This window comes from Myxococcus sp. AB056, from assembly GCF_006547365.1.
GTDB lineage: Bacteria > Myxococcota > Myxococcia > Myxococcales > Myxococcaceae > Myxococcus > Myxococcus virescens.
Genome location: NZ_VHLB01000019.1, coordinates 35,987 through 54,214, shown reverse-complemented (window position 1 = coordinate 54,214; position 18,228 = coordinate 35,987). Strand labels below are relative to the sequence as shown.

Annotated in this window: 16 protein-coding genes; 10 read left to right on the top strand and 6 right to left on the bottom strand. The window is 66.6% G+C overall.

Annotated features, from left to right (window positions below; translation table 11 throughout):
* Positions 1-15 precede the first annotated feature (15 nt).
* Complete coding sequence (locus FMP39_RS11405) at positions 16-378, bottom strand: hypothetical protein (protein WP_228557887.1); 363 nt, start codon at positions 376-378, stop codon at positions 16-18.
* An 11-nt stretch (positions 379-389) separates the two neighbouring features.
* Positions 390-1,151: a hypothetical protein gene (locus FMP39_RS11400; RefSeq protein WP_141589942.1), complete on the bottom strand. Its 762-nt coding sequence runs from the start codon at positions 1,149-1,151 to the stop codon at positions 390-392.
* Positions 1,152-1,351: 200 nt separating this feature from the next.
* Between FMP39_RS11400 and FMP39_RS11395 the strand changes: the two genes are divergently transcribed.
* The 4 genes from FMP39_RS11395 (at position 1,352) to FMP39_RS11380 (ending at position 4,393) form a co-directional block, all read left to right on the top strand.
* Positions 1,352-2,053 carry a hypothetical protein gene (locus tag FMP39_RS11395; protein WP_141589941.1) on the top strand — a complete coding sequence of 234 codons (702 nt, stop codon included), beginning with the start codon at positions 1,352-1,354 and terminating at the stop codon, positions 2,051-2,053.
* Positions 2,025-3,107: a hypothetical protein gene (locus FMP39_RS11390; RefSeq protein ID WP_141589940.1), complete on the top strand. Its 1,083-nt coding sequence runs from the start codon at positions 2,025-2,027 to the stop codon at positions 3,105-3,107. Before FMP39_RS11395 ends, FMP39_RS11390 begins: the two co-directional genes overlap by 29 nt.
* 154 nt (positions 3,108-3,261) lie before the next feature.
* Entirely contained in the window at positions 3,262-4,050 is a 789-nt protein-coding gene (locus FMP39_RS11385) for a hypothetical protein (RefSeq protein ID WP_153904235.1), read from the top strand.
* 160 nt (positions 4,051-4,210) lie between these two features.
* Positions 4,211-4,393, top strand: a complete 183-nt coding sequence (locus tag FMP39_RS11380) for a hypothetical protein (RefSeq protein ID WP_141589939.1) — start codon at positions 4,211-4,213, stop codon at positions 4,391-4,393.
* A 174-nt stretch (positions 4,394-4,567) separates the two neighbouring features.
* On the opposite strand, the gene FMP39_RS11375 is transcribed toward FMP39_RS11380, so the two are convergent.
* The 3 genes from FMP39_RS11375 to FMP39_RS11365 form a co-directional block, all read right to left on the bottom strand.
* Entirely contained in the window at positions 4,568-5,929 is a 1,362-nt protein-coding gene (locus FMP39_RS11375) for an IS701 family transposase (RefSeq protein ID WP_141589938.1), read from the bottom strand.
* A gap of 49 nt (positions 5,930-5,978) precedes the next feature.
* Positions 5,979-7,823 (bottom strand): glycoside hydrolase family 15 protein, encoded by a 1,845-nt coding sequence (locus tag FMP39_RS11370; protein WP_141589937.1) that lies wholly within the window; start codon positions 7,821-7,823, stop codon positions 5,979-5,981.
* A 152-nt stretch (positions 7,824-7,975) separates the two neighbouring features.
* Positions 7,976-9,061, bottom strand: coding sequence for a glucose 1-dehydrogenase (locus FMP39_RS11365; RefSeq protein ID WP_141589936.1), 1,086 nt, complete (start codon positions 9,059-9,061; stop codon positions 7,976-7,978).
* Positions 9,062-9,485: 424 nt separating this feature from the next.
* Here FMP39_RS11365 and FMP39_RS11360 point away from each other — a divergent pair, with 424 nt between their 5' ends.
* On the top strand, positions 9,486-10,511 hold the full coding sequence (locus tag FMP39_RS11360; protein ID WP_141589935.1) for an aldo/keto reductase: 1,026 nt from the start codon (positions 9,486-9,488) through the stop codon (positions 10,509-10,511).
* 195 nt (positions 10,512-10,706) lie between these two features.
* On the opposite strand, the gene FMP39_RS11355 is transcribed toward FMP39_RS11360, so the two are convergent.
* The gene (locus tag FMP39_RS11355) at positions 10,707-11,291 is read right to left on the bottom strand and encodes a hypothetical protein (RefSeq protein ID WP_228557886.1); all 585 of its coding nucleotides are present in this window, start codon (positions 11,289-11,291) and stop codon (positions 10,707-10,709) included.
* 481 nt (positions 11,292-11,772) lie between these two features.
* Between FMP39_RS11355 and FMP39_RS11350 the strand changes: the two genes are divergently transcribed.
* The 5 genes from FMP39_RS11350 (at position 11,773) to FMP39_RS11330 (ending at position 18,228) form a co-directional block, all read left to right on the top strand.
* Positions 11,773-12,306 carry an RNA polymerase sigma factor gene (locus tag FMP39_RS11350; protein ID WP_141589933.1) on the top strand — a complete coding sequence of 178 codons (534 nt, stop codon included), beginning with the start codon at positions 11,773-11,775 and terminating at the stop codon, positions 12,304-12,306.
* A 22-nt stretch (positions 12,307-12,328) separates the two neighbouring features.
* Positions 12,329-12,844 carry a hypothetical protein gene (locus FMP39_RS11345; RefSeq protein WP_228557885.1) on the top strand — a complete coding sequence of 172 codons (516 nt, stop codon included), beginning with the start codon at positions 12,329-12,331 and terminating at the stop codon, positions 12,842-12,844.
* 161 nt (positions 12,845-13,005) lie between these two features.
* Positions 13,006-13,431, top strand: a complete 426-nt coding sequence (locus tag FMP39_RS11340) for a hypothetical protein (RefSeq protein WP_228557884.1) — start codon at positions 13,006-13,008, stop codon at positions 13,429-13,431.
* A gap of 223 nt (positions 13,432-13,654) precedes the next feature.
* On the top strand, positions 13,655-15,088 hold the full coding sequence (locus FMP39_RS11335) for a TolC family protein (protein WP_228557883.1): 1,434 nt from the start codon (positions 13,655-13,657) through the stop codon (positions 15,086-15,088).
* A complete protein-coding gene (locus tag FMP39_RS11330; protein ID WP_141589931.1) occupies positions 15,085-18,228 on the top strand; it encodes an efflux RND transporter permease subunit in 3,144 nt (1,047 codons plus the stop codon). The genes FMP39_RS11335 and FMP39_RS11330 overlap by 4 nt, the downstream gene beginning before the upstream one ends.

Here is an 18,228-nt window from a genome sequence, read left to right as displayed (position 1 = left end):
CCGCCGACTCGCCCCTCAACGTGTCTCCTCTTGGTAGGCTTTCACCAGCGCGTTGAGGCGCCGCCCGCTGGGGTCCTCCTTCCGCGGGTCGGCGATGACGAGCACCAGCTTGCCTGAGGCCGCTGCAACACCAACGGAATTGCCGACAAGCTTCCAACCGGCCTCCTCGGCCTGCCGCGCCTTCTCCGTGCTCTCAAACACACACACGGTTGCGTCCAGGCCACTCACCTTGCCCGCCTGACATTTTCCGCCCGGGAGCTTCTCTCCGGCATCAGTGAACGCAGAGGGCGACTCTCCCGCCGTCTTCCAGGCATCCACCACGTCGTCCACGCCGCTGGAGCAGCCCGCCACCAGCAGCGCCACCATTCCAAGTGCCACGCTCCGCACGCTCAGTCCCGTCCCTTGAACTTCTTGTGTTTGTGCTTCTTGTGTTTGTGCTTCTTGTGCTTCTTGTGGACGTGGTGGTCGCAATGGTCATGGTGCACGTGCACATGCTCATGCCGGATGACGTCCCGCTCCCACTCGGGCGGGGGAGGAGGCGGCGGCCGTGGTGTCCCGACCCGCACCTCGACAGAGGGCAATGGGATGTTCAGGCCCACCTGGATGACGGGGCCGTGGTACTCCGGCGGCGGGGCCAACGTCACCACGGGGCGTGGGGCACTCCAGGAGCGGTACACCGTGTTGACTCGCACCAACTTCGGACTTTCCTGCCGGTACTCCTGGGGGTACTCGCCCGCGTAGTAGTGGACGTCCTCCTTGTCCACGAACTCCTGGCGGGGCGGAGGCGGGTAGGCGTGATAGTGCGGCCCGTCGTGGTAGCAGTACTCCACCACGTCCACGTCGACGTCGATGCGCACGAGCACGTTGAGCACCACGGGGTGGTGCCCGTAGTACGCATGCTGCGGCCCCTCGTAGCCAAAAGGCGTCGGGTCTCCAATGAAGACATAGACGTTGTCGCGCGTGCGGTAGAGCGTGTCGGCGTGCATCGGCGCGGCGGTGTGCACATGCATCATCTCGATGTGACACAGCCCATCCGCCGGCCGCCCGGTGCGCGGGTGCATGCCCGCGTACCGCCACTGCTTCGCCTCGACCACACCGGAGGAAGCGAGCATGAGTATCGCGACCAGGCCGGCCAGATTCATCCGTGACATAGTGGAGTTCTCCCTCGGAGCGGCACGTTATACAGGACCCAGCTCCCTCAAGGTCGAGCACGCGCACGGTCGGCCATACTCGCGGTGTCTTCACATGTGCTCCGCGCGCAGCATGAAAACAGCCAGCACGAAACATTTCCGCCGCATGACATTTCGCACCGGGACGCGAGCTCCCGAGTAACCTTCAGCGCCAGCCTCCGATGCTCCCGGCCCCCCACACCCTCCGCCGCTGGCTCCTCGCCGTGGCGAGCCTCCTCACCCTCCTGGGCGCGGGAGTCGAGGTCGCGTACTACGCGCTCGACGTCCGGAGGCTGGAGCCATTCGTCGCGTTCCTCTCCTTGAGCTACGAGCGGAACCTGCCTACCTGGTACGCGTCGGCCTTGCTGCTGAGCTGCGCGCTCGTGCTCGCGGGTATCAGCCATATGGCGAGACAGGGCCAGGAGCAGGGATGGCGTCATTGGCGGGCGCTGGCGGGCGCGTTCGCGTACATCTCTCTCGACGAAAGCGTGGGCCTCCACGAGCACCTCGGGGGGCGGCTCTCCCTGGGTGGCGTGCTCTTCTTCACCTGGGTGGTGCCCGGGGCGATCCTCGTGCTGCTCTGCGGGCTTGCCTTCCTCCCCTTCATCGCCCGGCTCCTTCCGCGCCGACGCCGACAGTTCATCCTCGCTGGGGTGCTTTATGTGGGTGGGGCGCTGGTGATGGAGCTTCCGCTGGGGTGGTGGACGGAGCAACACGGCAACGACAACCTCGTGTACGCACTCATCGACCACGTGGAAGAGGCCCTGGAGCTGATTGGTGCCAGCCTGTTCCTCGCGGCGCTGGCAGAGGAGCTGGGCGAGCGGGTGGTGCTCACGGCGCGAAAGGAGGAGCCCCATGGGTCTGGCCCAGCCGCTCCCCGTTGAGGCGCAGCGCTCGCCCGAATCCGTCCAGGAGTTGGCCCCCGCCTCCTCTCGCTCGCCCTACATCGTCGGGCCCCGCTTCGACTGGGCCTTCTTCCTGCTTTCTCCACTCCTGGCGCTCGGGCTGGGCATCGCCATCTCAGGCACGCCCTTCAGTGACGACCCCATCCAACTCCTGGGTCAGGAGAAGACGTGGGCCGGGCTGATGGTGGGCAGCCTCATCCATGCCCACCTGGTGGCGGTGTTCTTCCGCAGCCACGGCAACCCCACCATCTTCCGGCTCTACCCGCTGCGCTTCCTCCTGGTGCCCGTGCTCGCGTGGGCCGCCATCCGCGGCTCCGCGGTGGTGGCAGCCGGCGCCACGGTGCTCGCGACGTTCTGGGACGTGTGGCACTCGGGACTGCAGACGTTCGGCCTGGCCCGCATCTACGACCGCAACCGGGGCAACCCACCTGACGTGGGGCGCCGGCTCGACTTCTGGCTGAACCACCTCTTGTACGCGGGCCCCATCCTCGCGGGCGCCACCATGCTGGACCACTTCAGCAGCTTCGAGTCCTTCGAGGCGGTGGGAATGCCGTGGCTCGCCTCCGTGCCCGCGCGCATGACGGCCACGCACCGCGCCTGGACGCTGGGCGTCGTGGCGGTGAGCGGCGTGTTCCTTCTCGTCTACGTAGGGGCCGTCGTGCGCCTGGTGCGCCAAGGGCACCGCCCCTCCCTCCACAAGGTGTTCCTGCTGGTCACCACGGGGGCCTGCTCCATCTACACGTGGGGCTTCAACTCGTGGGGAGAAGCCTTCTTCATCATGAACCTGCTCCATGCCGTCCAGTACCTGGCACTGGTGTGGGCCATGGAAGGCGAACGCCTGCGTGAGCGGCTGCTACTGAGGTGGCGCGGGCTCGCGCTCGCGCTGTTCCTCGGCACGGTGCTCACCTATGGCGTGTGGGCCGAACTTCTCGACTCCAGCGTGGAGAGCCTCTGGGCTCTCACCCTCGTCGTCTCCCTGATGCACTTCTGGTACGACGGCTTCATCTGGTCCGTGGCGCGCAGGCAGGTGTGAGCACCGCCCCACGGCATGTGCCACTTCGTCGCCAAACTGCCGCCAAGCGGAGTTTTCCCACCCCACGACAACGCCTGAGCCAGCGGCGCGATGGTTCAACAAATGGCCGTGGCCGCTTACCCACAATCAGAGTCCCTCGGAGGAGATGCCATTCATGATTCGACAGTGGGCAGCCGTAGTGGTGACGGGTCTGGCAATGGTGGGGTGTGGAGAAGATACGCCCAGGTCACCGGGGCACTTCGGCGAGGTGACGAGCGCGGTGGTAGTGGTCAATCCCATCATCAACGAGGGCTCCACCACCTCGGTGTCCCCTGGCGGGGACCGCTCCGGCGTAGAGTTTCAAGCCGAGGACCTGCCCACATCCAAGACGGACTCCACCGGGCTTGCACTGGTGGAGAAGCTCCCCACTGGCTCGGTGACGCTGGGCTTCGACCCAGGCACGTTCTCCTTCCAGGTGGTGCAGGAGAAGGAGCTGTATGACGTGGTGCTGTCATACCGCGACGGCGTGGTGCAGCCGCTCTTCCCGCCGGTGCGCTACCCCATCGGGGGCGAGGTGGTGGTGGTGGAGCCGGGCGGAAGCATCGCCCAGGCCGCCGCGGCCGACGACACCATCATCCTGCTGAAGGAAGGCACCTACCCAGGCAACATCGAGCTTCGCGCGGAAGGCGTGCTCATCTTCGGCGCATGGTCCCCGACGAAAGGGTCTCTGTCGGTCATCGAGGGCAACGTGACGGTGCTCGGCGGTGCCAACCGGATGCGGGGCGTCAAGGTCAACGGTCGCGTCACCAGCAACGCCAACGGCTTCTCCCTCGCTTTCTCCGACATCGCCAACGCCACCATCACCGGGAATGACGTGACGCTGCTGCGAAATCACTTCACCGCGGGCCAGGCCAACGTGCCCAGCTCCAGTGCCGTGCTGGTGGACAACACGGGGATTCCTTGATGCGGAGGCTTGCCCATTCCTGGGGCTGGCCTGGATGCTGACGGGATGTCACCTCCATCTGCGTGACGTCCCAGGGTCCCCCCGTGAAGCGCTGCAACCGCCGCCACCCGGACGGCCACGGCCTCCACGCCCGCCTCCACCGCGGCGCGACGTCATCGACGTGAAGGAGATTCACGCCAGCCGGGTATCTGCGCGCGTCATCTTCGCCAAGGAAATCCACGCGGACTGGGTGGAGGCGGAAGAAATCCACGCCAAGGAAGTCAAGCTCGGCCGGAAGTCCCACCACGACAATCCCAGACACGAACAAGCCCTGGGATACGATGCGCACTTCTTGGAAGGGTGATGGCCCTGTGGGTCGTACCGGGTTGCGAGTAGCAATGGAAGAGGCCGGGCCAATAGCGACGCGTCTCCAGGAGGAGATGCTCCAGCGCTCAGACAAGGCCGGCCATGCGTCTCCTGACGTGGCTGCCTTCTGGCCAGAGGCATTGGTAAGGATTTCAGCGACACGCTCCTAGTACTACCCGGTCACATGTGTGACGGCCCCCGAGGAGGTGCGCGGGCGCCGATGTGGCGCAGGCAAAGTGGGCAGTGGCCAATGCGGCGCAGTAGCAGGTGCTGAAGGCGGCGGCGCACTTCGGGCAGTGTCCAGCGTGCTCTCCTCCGGGGGGAAAAGCGCCCGGCGGAGCGCAAGGAATCCGTGAGCGACCATGCAGAGGGTGGCATGGTGGTGGAAGCCTCGCCACCCTCGCCCCTCGAAGTGGTCAAGCCCCACCTCGCCTTTGAGTTCTTGGTAGTCCCGCTCCACTCTCCAGCGCAGCTTGGACAAGCGCACCAACTCCTTGAGCGGCGTATTCGCGGGCAGTGAGCAAAGCGAATACTTCGTCGGCGCCTTCTCCTCCTGGGGCCACTCGATGAGCAGCCATACCTCTTCACTCGGTGGAGCTCGCTGGACGTGCCGCTCCGCCGTCCGCACTCGCACGGCGGCGAACCGGGAGGACTGCTCGCCCCGACTGCCCTCGCGCCAAGAGACTGTCTGGAACTCCTCCTTGGGAAGTTGAAGCGCCAACTCCTCAATGGCCCATGGTTGCACGCCCTCGGCCACGTAGCGCGTGCGCGGGCGGCCGTTCTGGCCCGGCGCCCTCTGGGGCTGACGCGGCTTGGCACCGGGCGGCCACACCTTGTGCGTGCCCTGCACGCCCATCAAGTAGTGCAGGCCTCGCTCGCGCACGCCGTCGCGGAACTCCCGTGCATCGCCGTACCCAGCATCAGCCAGGACGAGGTGTCGGCGCACGCTCCACGCCATTGCGTCATCCAATTGGCTCAGCGCTATCTGCCACTTCTTTTGAAACTTCACTCCAGACGGGACACCGGCGGCCTTGCAGCGCTTCCTGCTGCGCGTCCACTCCTCAGGCAGGTACAGCTGCATGGCGATGCAGCCGCTGCCCTTCTCTCCAGCAACATGCAGGCTGACGGCCACCTGGCAGTTCTCCGTCCGCCCCAGGGTGCCCGAGTACTGGCGCGCCACACCCACCGAATGCACGCCCTTCTTCGGCAAGCCCGTGTCGTCAATGACGAGGGCCTCCAAGCCCGGTAGCTCGCACTCAAGCTGCCGCGCCAGGCGCCGCCGCATTTCGGAGTCGTCCCAAGCCGCGCCCGACACACACTGCTGAAGCCGCTGGCGCATGGCTTCTGTCTGCTCGGGTGCCTCGACGAGCCGGGCCGCCATGGGCTCGATGCTCTTGCGTTCTCCGTCGAGCAGCAGTCCGGTGAGGTAGCCGCCGAGGGCGCGACGTCTCTCGGTCCGGCCCATTCCCTCGGTCATCGAGTCCAGGAACTCGCTCAGCTCCCGGTCAAGCTTGCGTAACTGGGCAGGCGTCATGCTCCGTCAACACGGGGCGCCCGCGCCCAATTCATCTGACCGGGTAGTGCTAGTGCATGCTCGCGGCGGCCATGGCGGTGAACGACACGTCCCGCCCTGCCCGCTTGGCCTCCAGCAACACGGCGCTGTTGATGAGCCCGACATGGGAGAACGCCTGTGGGAAGTTGCCAAGCTGGCGGTGCAGCCCGGGGTGGTACTCCTCTGCCAGCAGCCCGAGGTCGTTCCGGATGGAGACGAGGCGCTGGAACAGCGCCCCCGCCTCGTCGAGGCGCCCAACCATGGTGTAGTTGTCGACGAGCCAGAAGCTGCAGATAAGGAACGTGGCCTCATGGCCCGCCAGTCCGTCCACGCCCGTCTCGGTCAAGTAGCGCTCCACCAACCCAGACTTGGTAAGGCCCTTCTCGATGGCGGCGACAGTGCCCAACATGCGCGGGTCATCCGCAGGCAGGAAGCCCATGTGCGGAATCAGGAGCACGCTCGCGTCGAGGGCGTCCGAGCCATAGGATTGCGTGAAGGCTCCCACGCGCGAGTTGTAGGCACGCGCCAGGATGTCGGCACGGATCTCCTCGCGCAGCGCGCGCCAGCGGGGCAGGCGCTTCTTCAGCTTCTCCGGCGCGTTGGCACCGAACTGCTCGACGAAGCGCACGCCTCGATCCACCGCGACCCACGCCATGAGCTTCGAGTGCGTGAAGTGGAGCTGGCGCTCGCTGCGAATCTCCCAGATGCCCTCGTCCGGACGCTGCCAGCTCGTCTCCACGAAGTCGACGAGCACCTTCAGCGTGTCCCAGGGGAGCGAGCCGGCCTCCGGCACCCCGTACACGCGCGCCTCGTACATCGCGTTCAGCGTCTCACCGTAGACGTCGAGCTGGAACTGGCCGTACGCGCCATTTCCGATGCGCACCGGCCGGGACTCCTCGTAGCCGGGAAGCCATGGCAGCTCGACCTCGGGGAGACGGTGCTCGCCGGCGACGCCGTACATGATCTGCGCCTCAGCCGGAGCGCCAGCGACGGCACGCAGCAACCAGTCGCGCCAGGCCCGCGCCTCATCGAGGTAGCCTCCGCGCATCAGCGCCTCGAGCGTGAGGGATGCGTCTCGAAGCCAGCAGTAGCGGTAGTCCCAGTTTCGGACTCCGCCGAGTTCTTCGGGGAGCGACGTGGTCGGTGCCGCGACGATGCCTCCGGTCGGCTCATAGGTGAGCGCCTTCAAGGTGATGAGCGAGCGCACCACGGCGTCGCGAAAAGAGCCCTTGTATCGGCACCGGCTCGCCCATTCACGCCAGTACTGCTCAGTCCGCACCAGGTCCCGCTCCGCATCGACCGGGTGCCCCGGCGCAGCCATGTGCGACGCATAGAACGTCAGCGAGCAGGGGAGCCGCTCACCTGCGCGGACGACAAAGTCCGCTTCCAGGCGGGACTCATCCCAGTCCGGTACGAGCGGAACCGGGCTGCTGTATGCGAGCGCATCCGGCCCCGAGGTCAGGGTGGCGCGGTGGCTGTTGCACTGAATCCAGGGGGTCAACTTGCCATAGGCAAAGCGCACCCTGAGGTCGGAATGCATCGGGACCTCACCTTCGAGCCCCTCGACGATGCGGATGATGTCGTGCTCAGTCTCCCCCGGAGGCATGAAGTCGATGATGCGCGCCCGGCCGCCGTCACAGGTAACCTCCGTCTCCAACACCAACGTCTCCGGCCGGTAGCGCTGCTGGACGGCCCGGACCTCCGTCGCGGGCCGGAGGCTCCAGTAGCCATGCTCGTTAGTGCCGAGCAACTTGGCGAAGCAAGCATCGGAGTCGATGCGCGGCAGGCACATCCAGTCGATGGAGCCGCTCCGTGATACCAGTGCAATGGTCGTCAGGTCGCCGATAAGGCCGTAGTGCTCGAGGGGGGATGACATGTCTGGACATTGGGATGTGACACGGGCTCGCGCAACGCTCCGCCCCGCCGCGCCCGGGCAGCGGAGTGAGCCTCAGCCGTGCCGGCCCGCCATCACAAGGCCCCGGGCCGGCGGCGGAGCAGGCCCCGGGCCGGAGCCCCAGGACTTCTCACTCATGAAGCCAGCTGAACCACCTGCTTGATGCCACCGGGTTCCGTGAGGAGCGCGGGCGCCTTCTGGATGGGAACCCGATGGGTCATGAGGGCGCGCACGCTCTGAGGGAACAAGAACATCGCTTGCTCCAGCTCGCGGAGCGCCAGCTCGTAAGCGCTCCGGCTCGCGTTCACAGTCCCGAGGAGCAATTGGTTCCTCAGCACGATGTTGCGCATCAGGGTGTCCGTATCCACGGGGTTCGAGCCGCCGTGCGCGGGAATGCCTGTGAAGATGAACAGCCCATTGGGCCCCAGCGCATCGAGGGCCGCGAACGCGACCTTCGACACGCCCACAGCCTCGTAGATGATGTCGAACGTCCCGACCTTCTTTCCGAGCTCCCCGAGGAGCACGTCCTGTCCGGAGACGTAGGTGGCACCGAAGGAGCGGATGAGGTTCGCGCGCTCGCTGGCCGCGGGCTCCAGGGAGTAGACGAAGGTGTCAAAGTGGTTCACCACCATGCTCATGGCGCCCAGGAGCCCCACCGGTCCGGCGCCGAGTGCCAGGGCTCGCACGCGCGCGCGCTCCCAGGGCAGCCTCCGCTGGATGGCCTGTACCTGCTCCGCCGCCTTGGCGGCCACGGAGAGCGGCTCCACCAGCACCGCCACATCGGAGAGCTTGCGGGGCACCACGACCAGGTGCTCCTCCTCTTCCACCACCCACTCCTGGAGGAAGCCGTGCGCCGCCTTGATGCCCCGCTCCCGGAAATCCCCCGTGACACAGAAGTCCTGACGCTCCGCGCGACAGGGACGGCAGCGCGCATGGGGACAGGGACGGCGAACGGTGGGGACCACGAGGTCTCCCTCGCGGACCAGGGTGACGTCCGGGCCCGTCTCCACCACCTCCGCGAGCGCCTCGTGCCCGAGAATGAGGTGGTCGGAGTCCGGAGGAGGCGTCCCGTATTCAAAGGCACCGATCTCCCGGTCCGTGCCGCAGATGCCCACTTCGAGGACCTTCAGAAGCACCTGAGAGCCCGTCACGGGCCGAGGCTCCGGCGGGTCGACGAGGCGAACCTCGCGCGTCCCTGGAAACACTGCCACCGCATGCATGCCGCACCTCGCTCAATGACGGGTTTGTCTTTCAAATAGGCACGCCCTCGCGATGGAAAGCAGGGGCCGGACAGCCGCACCGTGCGGCAGTTCCACGCCCTCGTCAGCCGAGCAGTGTGAGTCGGCTCCCTGCCCCTGCCAGGCGACAGCTTGATTCGCAGGTGAGCGGTGCACACCGATGTGCCAGGGCGACGAATGACACGAAGGGGGCGTTTCGCAGCCAGGCATGGTGGGACAACGGTGCAAACCCGGAGAGGCCCTGCCCACCGGCCGGGCGCTCATCCGCCCACGGCTGCAATTCGACGATCGGGCGGCGGAGCGACACCGCCGATGCACCATCCATCCTGACGCCAGCCCCGAAGCCGCGCCGCCCCCCCGGATGAGCCCCCGTACGAAGGCAGCAATACGCACACGGAGGAGAGCCATGGAGTACGCATCGATTTCCTGCATTTCGGCCCCTGCCAGCCGCGTGGGCCTGGGGACCTGGGCCATGGGCGGGTCGCAGTGGGGCGGCGCCGACGACGACGAGTCGGTGCGGACCATCCACGCGGCGCTCGACCTGGGCATCACGCTCATCGACACCGCGCCGGCCTACGGCTTCGGGCACTCGGAGGAAGTCGTGGGCAGGGCGCTCGCCGAACGAGGCGGGCGTGAGCAGGTCGTCGTGGCCACCAAGGTGGGCCTGGAGCGGCGCGGGGACGGCGTCATCCGCAACTCGTCGCGACAACAGGTCATCCAGGAGCTCGAGGTCTCACTGAGGCGCCTGCGCACCGACTACGTCGACCTCTACCAGGTCCATTGGCCGGACTTCTCCACGCCATATGAGGAGACCGCCCAGGCGCTGCTCGACCTCCAGCGCGCCGGAAAAATCCGCGCGATCGGCGTCTCCAACTACTCCATCGAGGCGATGGAGCGGTTCCAGCGTGTGGCGCCGCTCGCCTCGGCGCAGCCCCCGCTCAACCTTTTCGAGCGGGAAGCCCTGGAGGACATCATCCCCTGGTGCCGCACGAATGGCGTGGCCACCCTCACCTACGGCGCACTCTGCCGGGGACTCCTGACCGGGACGATGAACGAGAACACCCGGTTCGAAGGAGACGACCTGCGAAAGACCGACCCCAAGTTCCTGCCTCCGCGCTACGCACAGTACCTTCAGGCCGTCCAGCGGCTCGCGCAGTTCGCGCGCGAGCGCTACGACAAGGGCGTGCTCCCGTTCGCGGTCCGCTGGGTGCTGGACCAGCCCGGCGTCACGGTGGCGCTGTGGGGAGCCCGCCACCCTGGCGAGCTGGAGCCGCTGCGAGACGTGATTGGCTGGAGACTCGACGACGAGGCCCTGACGTACACGGACTCGGTGGTGAACGAGTCCGTGCCCGAGCCCGTAGGCCCCGAGTTCATGGCGCCTCCGGTGCAGCGTCCGGAAGAATCGGGCGAGCGGCCAGGGGCGCCCGCCTGACCCACGCTGGGAGCATCCCGCGCTGGTGTCCGAGCCGAAGCCATTTCCTTGGCCACCTCCGAGAGTTGGAGGCGGGCGGCAAGGGCATGGAGGAGGAGACGTTTCTCACGCTTCAGGACAAGCAGCGCGGACCTGATGCAGCTTCTCGACTGAACCGCGGGCCCCGGCGTTACCCGAGGCCCGTGACGTCCTGGCTCAGAAGCACCTTTCCGAGGTATCGAAGGACGAGTTCCCCACGTACTTGCAGGTGCAGTTGCTCACCTTGCAGTTGAACGAGGCGTTCTCCTGACAGAGCGAGTCCACCTTGCGCCAGGCCATGATGGGCATGTCCTCGAACTCGTCCTCGTGCAGGTACAGCGTGTCCCCCTTGACGGCGAACGCATAACGGAAGGTCTCGTTGAAGGCCTCCTCCCTGGTCCCGTAGCAGGAACTCGCCGTGGTGATGACCAGGTGGTTCCCATCCACCTTCCAGGTCCCCAGGATGTTCCCCCAGCTACCGCCCACCTTGAGGACGGACTTGCCCTTGAAGAGCAGGGCACGCGCGTCCTCCGATCCGCGCTCCAGGCGGTACAGCCCGTCAGTCACCGAGCCGCCCTTCAGCGCGGGGGCGTCCGTCACCGGCGCCTGGTCCGACTCCCACGAGGTACACCACCCGATCGCGTCGCACTTGAGTGCGGAGTCCCCATCACCATCGCTCGTGTCACCACAACCCACCGCCAGCATGGAGAAAAGCACCAGGTACCGCGTCATCGCCTTCATGTCGTCCTCCCGAGGAGTCACGGTGGGGGAATGAACACCCCCTCCTGACAGGGAGAGACAGGCCGGGCGACACCGTTGCAGGAAATCGACCGAGCCCCTCCGTGACAGCGTCCCTGCGCCTCCCAGGCTCAGCGACTGAACCCCGGGTAGGCCCAGGGGCGCTCACCCAGCCTGGGGCCCGGATGCCCTGGGAGGGAAGGCGCGGGCCGCTGCCAGGATGGCGCCTGGGTGACGGGACGCCTTGCGCCCGGTCCGGGAAATTCGAACGAAGGCCTGTCACGCGCATCGCCCGTGCCGCCTAGAAGGAGCAAGGACGGCACGAGGCCCGTCTCAGAGGACCTTCTTGATGCATACCGCTGTTGACTTCGCGCCGGAGCAGGAACAGGTCGTTTGCGTGGGCCGGAGGGCTCCTGCTCGTGCCCCGATGTCGCTGGGTTGACCGATTCACAGGGGAGCAGGGTGACTTCCCTCGAGGTACGGGCCTGAACCGGAAGCATTCAGCATGAGCGTGCGCACGGTCTCTGAACTCGATGCGCTGATGGCACGGCTCGCCGAGGGCGACCGGGTCGCGTTCACGCGTGTCTTCGAGTTGCTCTGGGGCCCCATCCAGAAGCTATGCCTGAGCCTGCTCAGGAACGAAGCAGACGCCGCTGACGCCGGCCAGGAAGCGATGCACAAGATTCTCGAACGCGCCTCCGACTTCGACAAGACCCGTCCGGCGATGCCCTGGGCCCTCGCCATCGCGGGCTGGGAGTGCCGGACCCTGGCGCGCCGCCGAGATCGCCGGCGCGAATCCCACGCGGACGCCATGCCCTCGTGCGCCGGACCTCACGCGGAGGAGGAGTTCCTCCAACGAGACCTGACCGCCGCCGCGATGGCCGCCCTGGGAGAGCTCTCCGAGTTGGACCGCGAGGTGCTCATCGCCACGTTCTGGGACGAGGCCGCGTCGGTTTCTGGCGCCACGCTGCGAAAGCGCCGGGAGCGCGCACTGGACCGGCTCCGAAGGACTTTCAGGAGGCTCTATGGGCTCGACTGACATCCAACTGCTTCAACGACGGGTGCGCCGGACCTACGAGCTCGCGAGGCTGCGACGCGCGCTCGTGGGCGTACTCCCGATTGTCGTCGTCACCGCGATTGCCGCCCTTCTCGCGAGCCGGCCCGCGCCACCTCTCACGTTCGGCCTGGCGACAGCGCTGATGGGAGCGATGATGCTCTGGCACGGCCGCGATCCGCAGAAGGCGTTCCTGCCTGGCGTCATCGCAGGGCTCGTCCCGCTCACGCTCGCGCTCGGCACCGGCGCCCTGCACACCTGTGGCACAGCCAACTGCTCCTTCCTGTGCATCCCTGCGTGTGTGCTCGGCGGTGTGGTCGCGGGCATGGCCGTGTCGGGGGTCAGCCTCCAGCGTCGCGCGGGCCCCTGGTTCTGGGTCTCCGCCTCTGGACTCGCGCTCCTTACCGGCGCCATGGGCTGCGCGTGCATGGGCGCATCGGGTGTCGTCGGCCTTGGCATGGGCTTCGGAGCAGGAATTGTTCCTGGCCTCTTGCGTCGCGCTTTCGGCAGGAAAGACGCCTGAACAAACGCTTCTTGATTCTCGAACGCGCGCCGATGCGCGGACGCGCACCATCGCCCCGAACTTCCCTCGGAGCGCGGGCCTCCGCCAGGTCATGAGGCGTTCCGCCGCTCGAGAATCGTGAACTCCGACTTGGCGGAGACCCTTCAAAGGGAGACATGACGATGAGAGCCAATCTCTGGGCTGTAGCAGGACTGATGATGCTCGCGGGGGCCTGTACGCAGCAGGCCGCGCCCACCATGAAGATGACGCCAGCGCCTCCAGTCCTTAAACTGAATGCGGGACAGCAAGGTCACCTCACCCTCGTCACGGACCGCAGCCTTGTCTGCATGGTGAACGACCAGCACATGGGCCAGCCGCAGATACCGGTCGAGGTCAGCGGGCGCACGTATTACGGCTGTTGCGAGATGTGCAAGGACCGGCTCGCGAATGATGCGACGTTCCGGACCGCGACGGACCCGGTGAGTCAGCGCCCCGTGGACAAGGCGACGGCCGTCATCGGCATCACCCAGGACAACTCCGCGCTCTACTTCGAGAGCGACCAGACCTTCGCCGCCTACTCGCGTCAGGCGGCGGGGGCGTTCCGGTAGGTCTGCCCCCGCTGGGAAGTCCCGGACGCGGCCCACGAATGGCGCGGGCCGCCTCGTGAGCCCCGCAGCGTTGACCCCGCCGGCCCCCAACGACTCTCAAGGTGTCACGCTCCACGCCTGACGCGCCTAGGTATACGTCGAGTCAGCCAGTTCGCTCGCACGCATCCGCGGACGGCAGGCTCGGCGCACCTCGTCGCTGTGCGTGAATCATCAAGGAGAGGTCGTGTACGGGTTTGCATTGCTCTCGCGTGGCGCCGCCGCCATTTCAGGCTTCGGCGCCGTGCTCGCCGTTGCCTTATCTCCGGCCGAAGCCCTGGCCCAAACGCTGACCCTGCGCGAGTCATTGGACACCGCGCTTCACAACTACGGCGACATCCGCGCGAAGCAGTCTCGTCGCGACGCGGCCGAGCATGATGTGTCATACACCCGGAAGACCTACCTCCCCGACGTCGTGCTGTCGGCGCAGCAGACGTTCGGCACCGTGAATGCCCTGCATGGGACGCTCTATTCTCCTGGCGGCCCCTCCAATGCATCGACCAGTCTCCCGTTGCCGGAGCAGAACTGGAACGCGGCGTTCGGCGCCTTGTACTCGGTGCTCGTCCACTGGAACGTCTCCACCTTCGGCCGTCTCGACCGGCAGATTGAGCTGTCGGAGAGGACGCACGAACTGAAACAGCGCGAGCTCGAGCTCGCGCGGTTCCAGCATGGGGTTCGCGTCACCCGCGCGTACCTCAACCTATCGACCGCTCAGCGCATCACCCACATCCAGAAGCAGAGCGTGGCGCGCTTCGAGGTCGTGCTCGAGTCCGTCCAAAGCCACGCCGAGAACGGATTGGTCCCCGGGGTGGATGTCTCCTTCGCGCGCGCCGAACTCGCCAACGCCAGGGCCCTCCAGCTCAAGGCCTATGACGCCGAGCTCCTGGCCTCGAAGGAGCTTGCGGTCCTGATGGGCGTTCCGTTTCGCGAGTTCCTGCTCGAGCCGACGTTCCACCAGTCGACGCCCGAGCCCGGCGCGCCAGCGCACGTCGCGCCCGGGCATCCCGTCCTCGCGGAGCACGAAGGGAAGGTCCGCCGCAGCGAGCAGGAAAAGAAGGTGGCCGCGGCCGAGGGCCGTCCCACGCTCTTCGCTTTCGGAATGTTGCAGGGGCGCGGCTCGGGCTTTCGCTCCAACTACGCGCAGGACCCGGGCGCGTTCTCGAGCGGGTACCTCGGCGGGGTAGGCATCGATCGGGGCAACACCCTTGTCGGGTTGGGATTGAGCTGGAACCTGGCCTCCGTGCTGCGCAGCTTCTCCAGCGAGGCAGCGCGAGACGCGCGTACTCGCGCGCTCCACCAGGAGCAGGAGCTGGTCACCCAGGAGCTGGTTGCCCAGGCGCGCTTCGCCGAGCACAAGTTCGACCTGGCGCGAGAGGTGACCCAGCACGCCGTGTTGCAACGGGACGCCGCCACGGAGGGGTTCCGGCAGAGCAAGGCCCGCTACGACAGTGGGCTCGGGACGATTGTCGAACTTACCCAAGCGACGTTCTCCGCGACCCGGGCCGATGTCGACCTCGAGCTCGCCCAGAACGGCATCTGGCAAGCCCTTCTCCTCAAGTCGGCCGCGGCCGGTGACCTCAACGAATTCCTGCAGCAGGTCCGTGGAGTGAAGAAGCAATGAGCATCCTGAAGGTCTCCTTACGAAGGCCCATCACCGTACTCGTGCTGGTCGTCGCCATGGTCTTCTTTGGTGTGCGTGCGGCCGGAGACATCAAGGTCGACGTCCTGCCGGAGATGAACCTCCCTGTCGTGTACATCGCGCATACCTTCAACGGGTATACGCCGGCACAGATGGAGGGGTACTTCACGAAGATGTACGTGAACATGATGCTGTTCACGAACGGCATCAAGAACATCGAGACGAAGAACTCCCAGGGCCTGACCCTGATGAAGCTCTCGTTCTACGAAGGCACCGACATGGGGCAAGCGGTCGCGGAAATCAACGCGCTCTCGAACCGCTCCCAGGTGTTCCTGCCCCCCGGCGCGCCTCCCCCCTTCATCATCCGCTTCGATGCCTCGTCGCAGCCGGTGGGACAGCTGGTGTTCCGCAGCGAGAGCAAGACCAACAACCAGCTCCAGGACATCGCCAACTTCACCGCACGGCCGTTCCTCATCTCCATCCCCGGCCTCACGACGGCGCCCCCGTTCGGCGGCAGCCCGCGCACGATTGAAATCAACATCGAGCCGGAGAAGCTGCGCGTGCACAACCTCACGCCCGAACAGGTCGTGGAGGCCATCGCGCGCCAGAACGTGACGTCGCCCTCCGGGAACGTCCACGTCGGCGACATCTCCTACATCACGCCGACCAACAGCACCCTTCGCGCCGTGGAGGACTTCGGGAACATCCCGCTCCTCAAGGGCTCGGTGGCGAACGTCTACGTCCGGGATGTCGCGACCGTGAAGGACGGAGCCGACATCGCCACCGGCTACGCCCTGGTGAACGGCAAGCGCTCCGTCTATCTCAACGTCGCCAAGGCGGGGAATGCCTCGACGGTGCACGTGGTGCAGCAGCTCAAGGAGTCCATCCCCCGAATCCAGAGCAACCTGCCCGACGACGTGCACATCTCCTACGAGTTCGACCAGTCCGTCTACGTGGTGGGGGCCCTGAAGGGCCTGATTGCGGAGGGCGTTCTCGGCGCGGTGCTGACCGGGCTGATGGTCCTGCTGTTCCTGCGTGACGTGCGCTCCGCCATCATCGTCATCATCACGATTCCCATCGCCATCATCTCCGGCGTGCTGTTCCTCAAGCTCTTTGGCCAGACCATCAACATCATGACCCTGGCCGGCCTGGCGCTCGCAGTTGGCATCCTGGTGGACGAGAGCACGGTGACCATCGAGAACATCCATCAGCACCTCCAGCGCGGCAAGGCGGTGGCGGTGGCGGTGTGGGACGCGTGCCTGGAGATTGCCTTCTCGAAGCTGCTCATCCTGCTGTGCATCCTCTCTGTCTTCGCGCCCGCCCTCACGATGGGCGGAATCCCCGGGGCGCTCTTCCGGCCGCTCGCGTTGGCCATCGGGTGCTCGATGGTCGTCTCCTTCCTGCTCTCGCAGTCACTGGTGCCGGTGCTGGCGAACTGGATGCTCAAGCAGCACGGTCCCCCCCCGGGTGGTGAGGGCGCCAGCCCCTCCCCTGGACGCGTGCGCCGCGTCATCGAACGCCTGCTGCCGCACAGGAAGTTGCTCGTCTCGGTAGGCGTGGGAGGCCTCATCGTCCTGGCGGTGGTGTCGCTCCAGCGCATTGGCAAGGACGTGCTGCCAAGAGTCGACTCCAGCCAACTCCAGTTGCGGCTCCGCGCGGCGGAGGGAACCCGAATCGAGAAGACCGAGCAGGTCGTCCACCAGGCAATGGGCCTCGTCGAAGAAGTCGTGGGCGCCGGGAAGGTCCGAATCTCCTCGGCCTACGTGGGCCAGCACCCCTCATCGTTCGCCATCAGCCCCATCTATCTCTACAACGCGGGCCCTCACGAGGCGCTCCTGCAGGTCGCCTTCGAGGGCGGCGTCGGCGACATCGACGCGTTGAAGGACCGCATCCGGCAGCGCGTGCGCGAGGAGATGCCAGAGGTCCAGGTCGCGTTCGAGCCCGTGGAAATCACGGAGAAGATTCTCGGTCAGGGCGCGCTGTATCCCATCGAGGTCCGGTTCTCCGGGATGAAGAAGAAGGTCAACGAGAAATACGCGGGGGTGCTGCTCGAGAAGCTCCGGGGCATCTCCTATCTGCGAGACCAGCAGGTGCAGCAGTCGCTGCGCTACCCGGCCCTGAACGTGGAGGTGGACCGGATTCGCGCGGCCCAGCTGGGCATCGACATGCAGGACGTCACGCGCTCCCTGACCGCGTCCACGTCCTCCTCGCGCTACACGTCCAAGAACATGTGGGTCGAAGGCATGATGGGCATCGCATACGACGTGCAGGTCCAGACGCCCGCGAGCGAGCTGAACAGCGAGCAGGACCTGGCGCAGGTGCCGCTGTTGAAGAACGCAAGCCGCCCCGTGCTCGGGGACGTGGCCACCATCACCCCTGGCATCGCGTACGGGGAGACGCACAACCTGGGGACCATGGCGTTCGCCTCGGTGACCGCGAATGTCCACGGCAAGGACCTGGCGCAGGCTCGGCGCGACGTGCAGGCGGCGATTGCATCCATGGGCGAGCTGCCCAAGGGCGTCAACGTGCAGCTGGCGGGACTCTCCGTCGTCCTCGACGACACCATGCGCAGCCTCGCAAACGGGCTGGTGGTCGCGGTCCTGGTCGTCTTCCTGCTGCTCGCGGCCAGCTTCCAGTCGTTCCGGTTGGCCACCGTGGTCCTGACGGCGGTGCCGGCCGTCGTGCTGGGCGCGGTCATCTCCCTGCGACTCACCGGCTCCACGCTCAACCTCCAGTCCTACATGGGCATCATCATGGCCGTCGGTGTCTCCATCGCCAACGGCGTGTTGCTGGTGGCGAGCTCCGAGCAGCGCCGGAAGGCGGGCTCGAACGCGCCCCTCGCCGCGCTCGAAGGCGTATCGCTGCGCGTGCGCCCCATCTTGATGACGACGCTGGCAATGCTCGCGGGAATGCTGCCCATGGCCATCGGACATGGGGAGGGCGGCGACCAGATGGCTCCCCTGGCGCGAGCAGTGATTGGTGGCCTGAGCGCGTCGACGCTGATGGTGCTGTTCGGCCTGCCGCTCGCGTTCGCCTGGGCGCAGGACGCGGTCCCTACGACGTCCCGGTCTCTTGACCCTACCGATGTGGAGAGTGAACACCATGCCCTGGAAGCTGCCTGA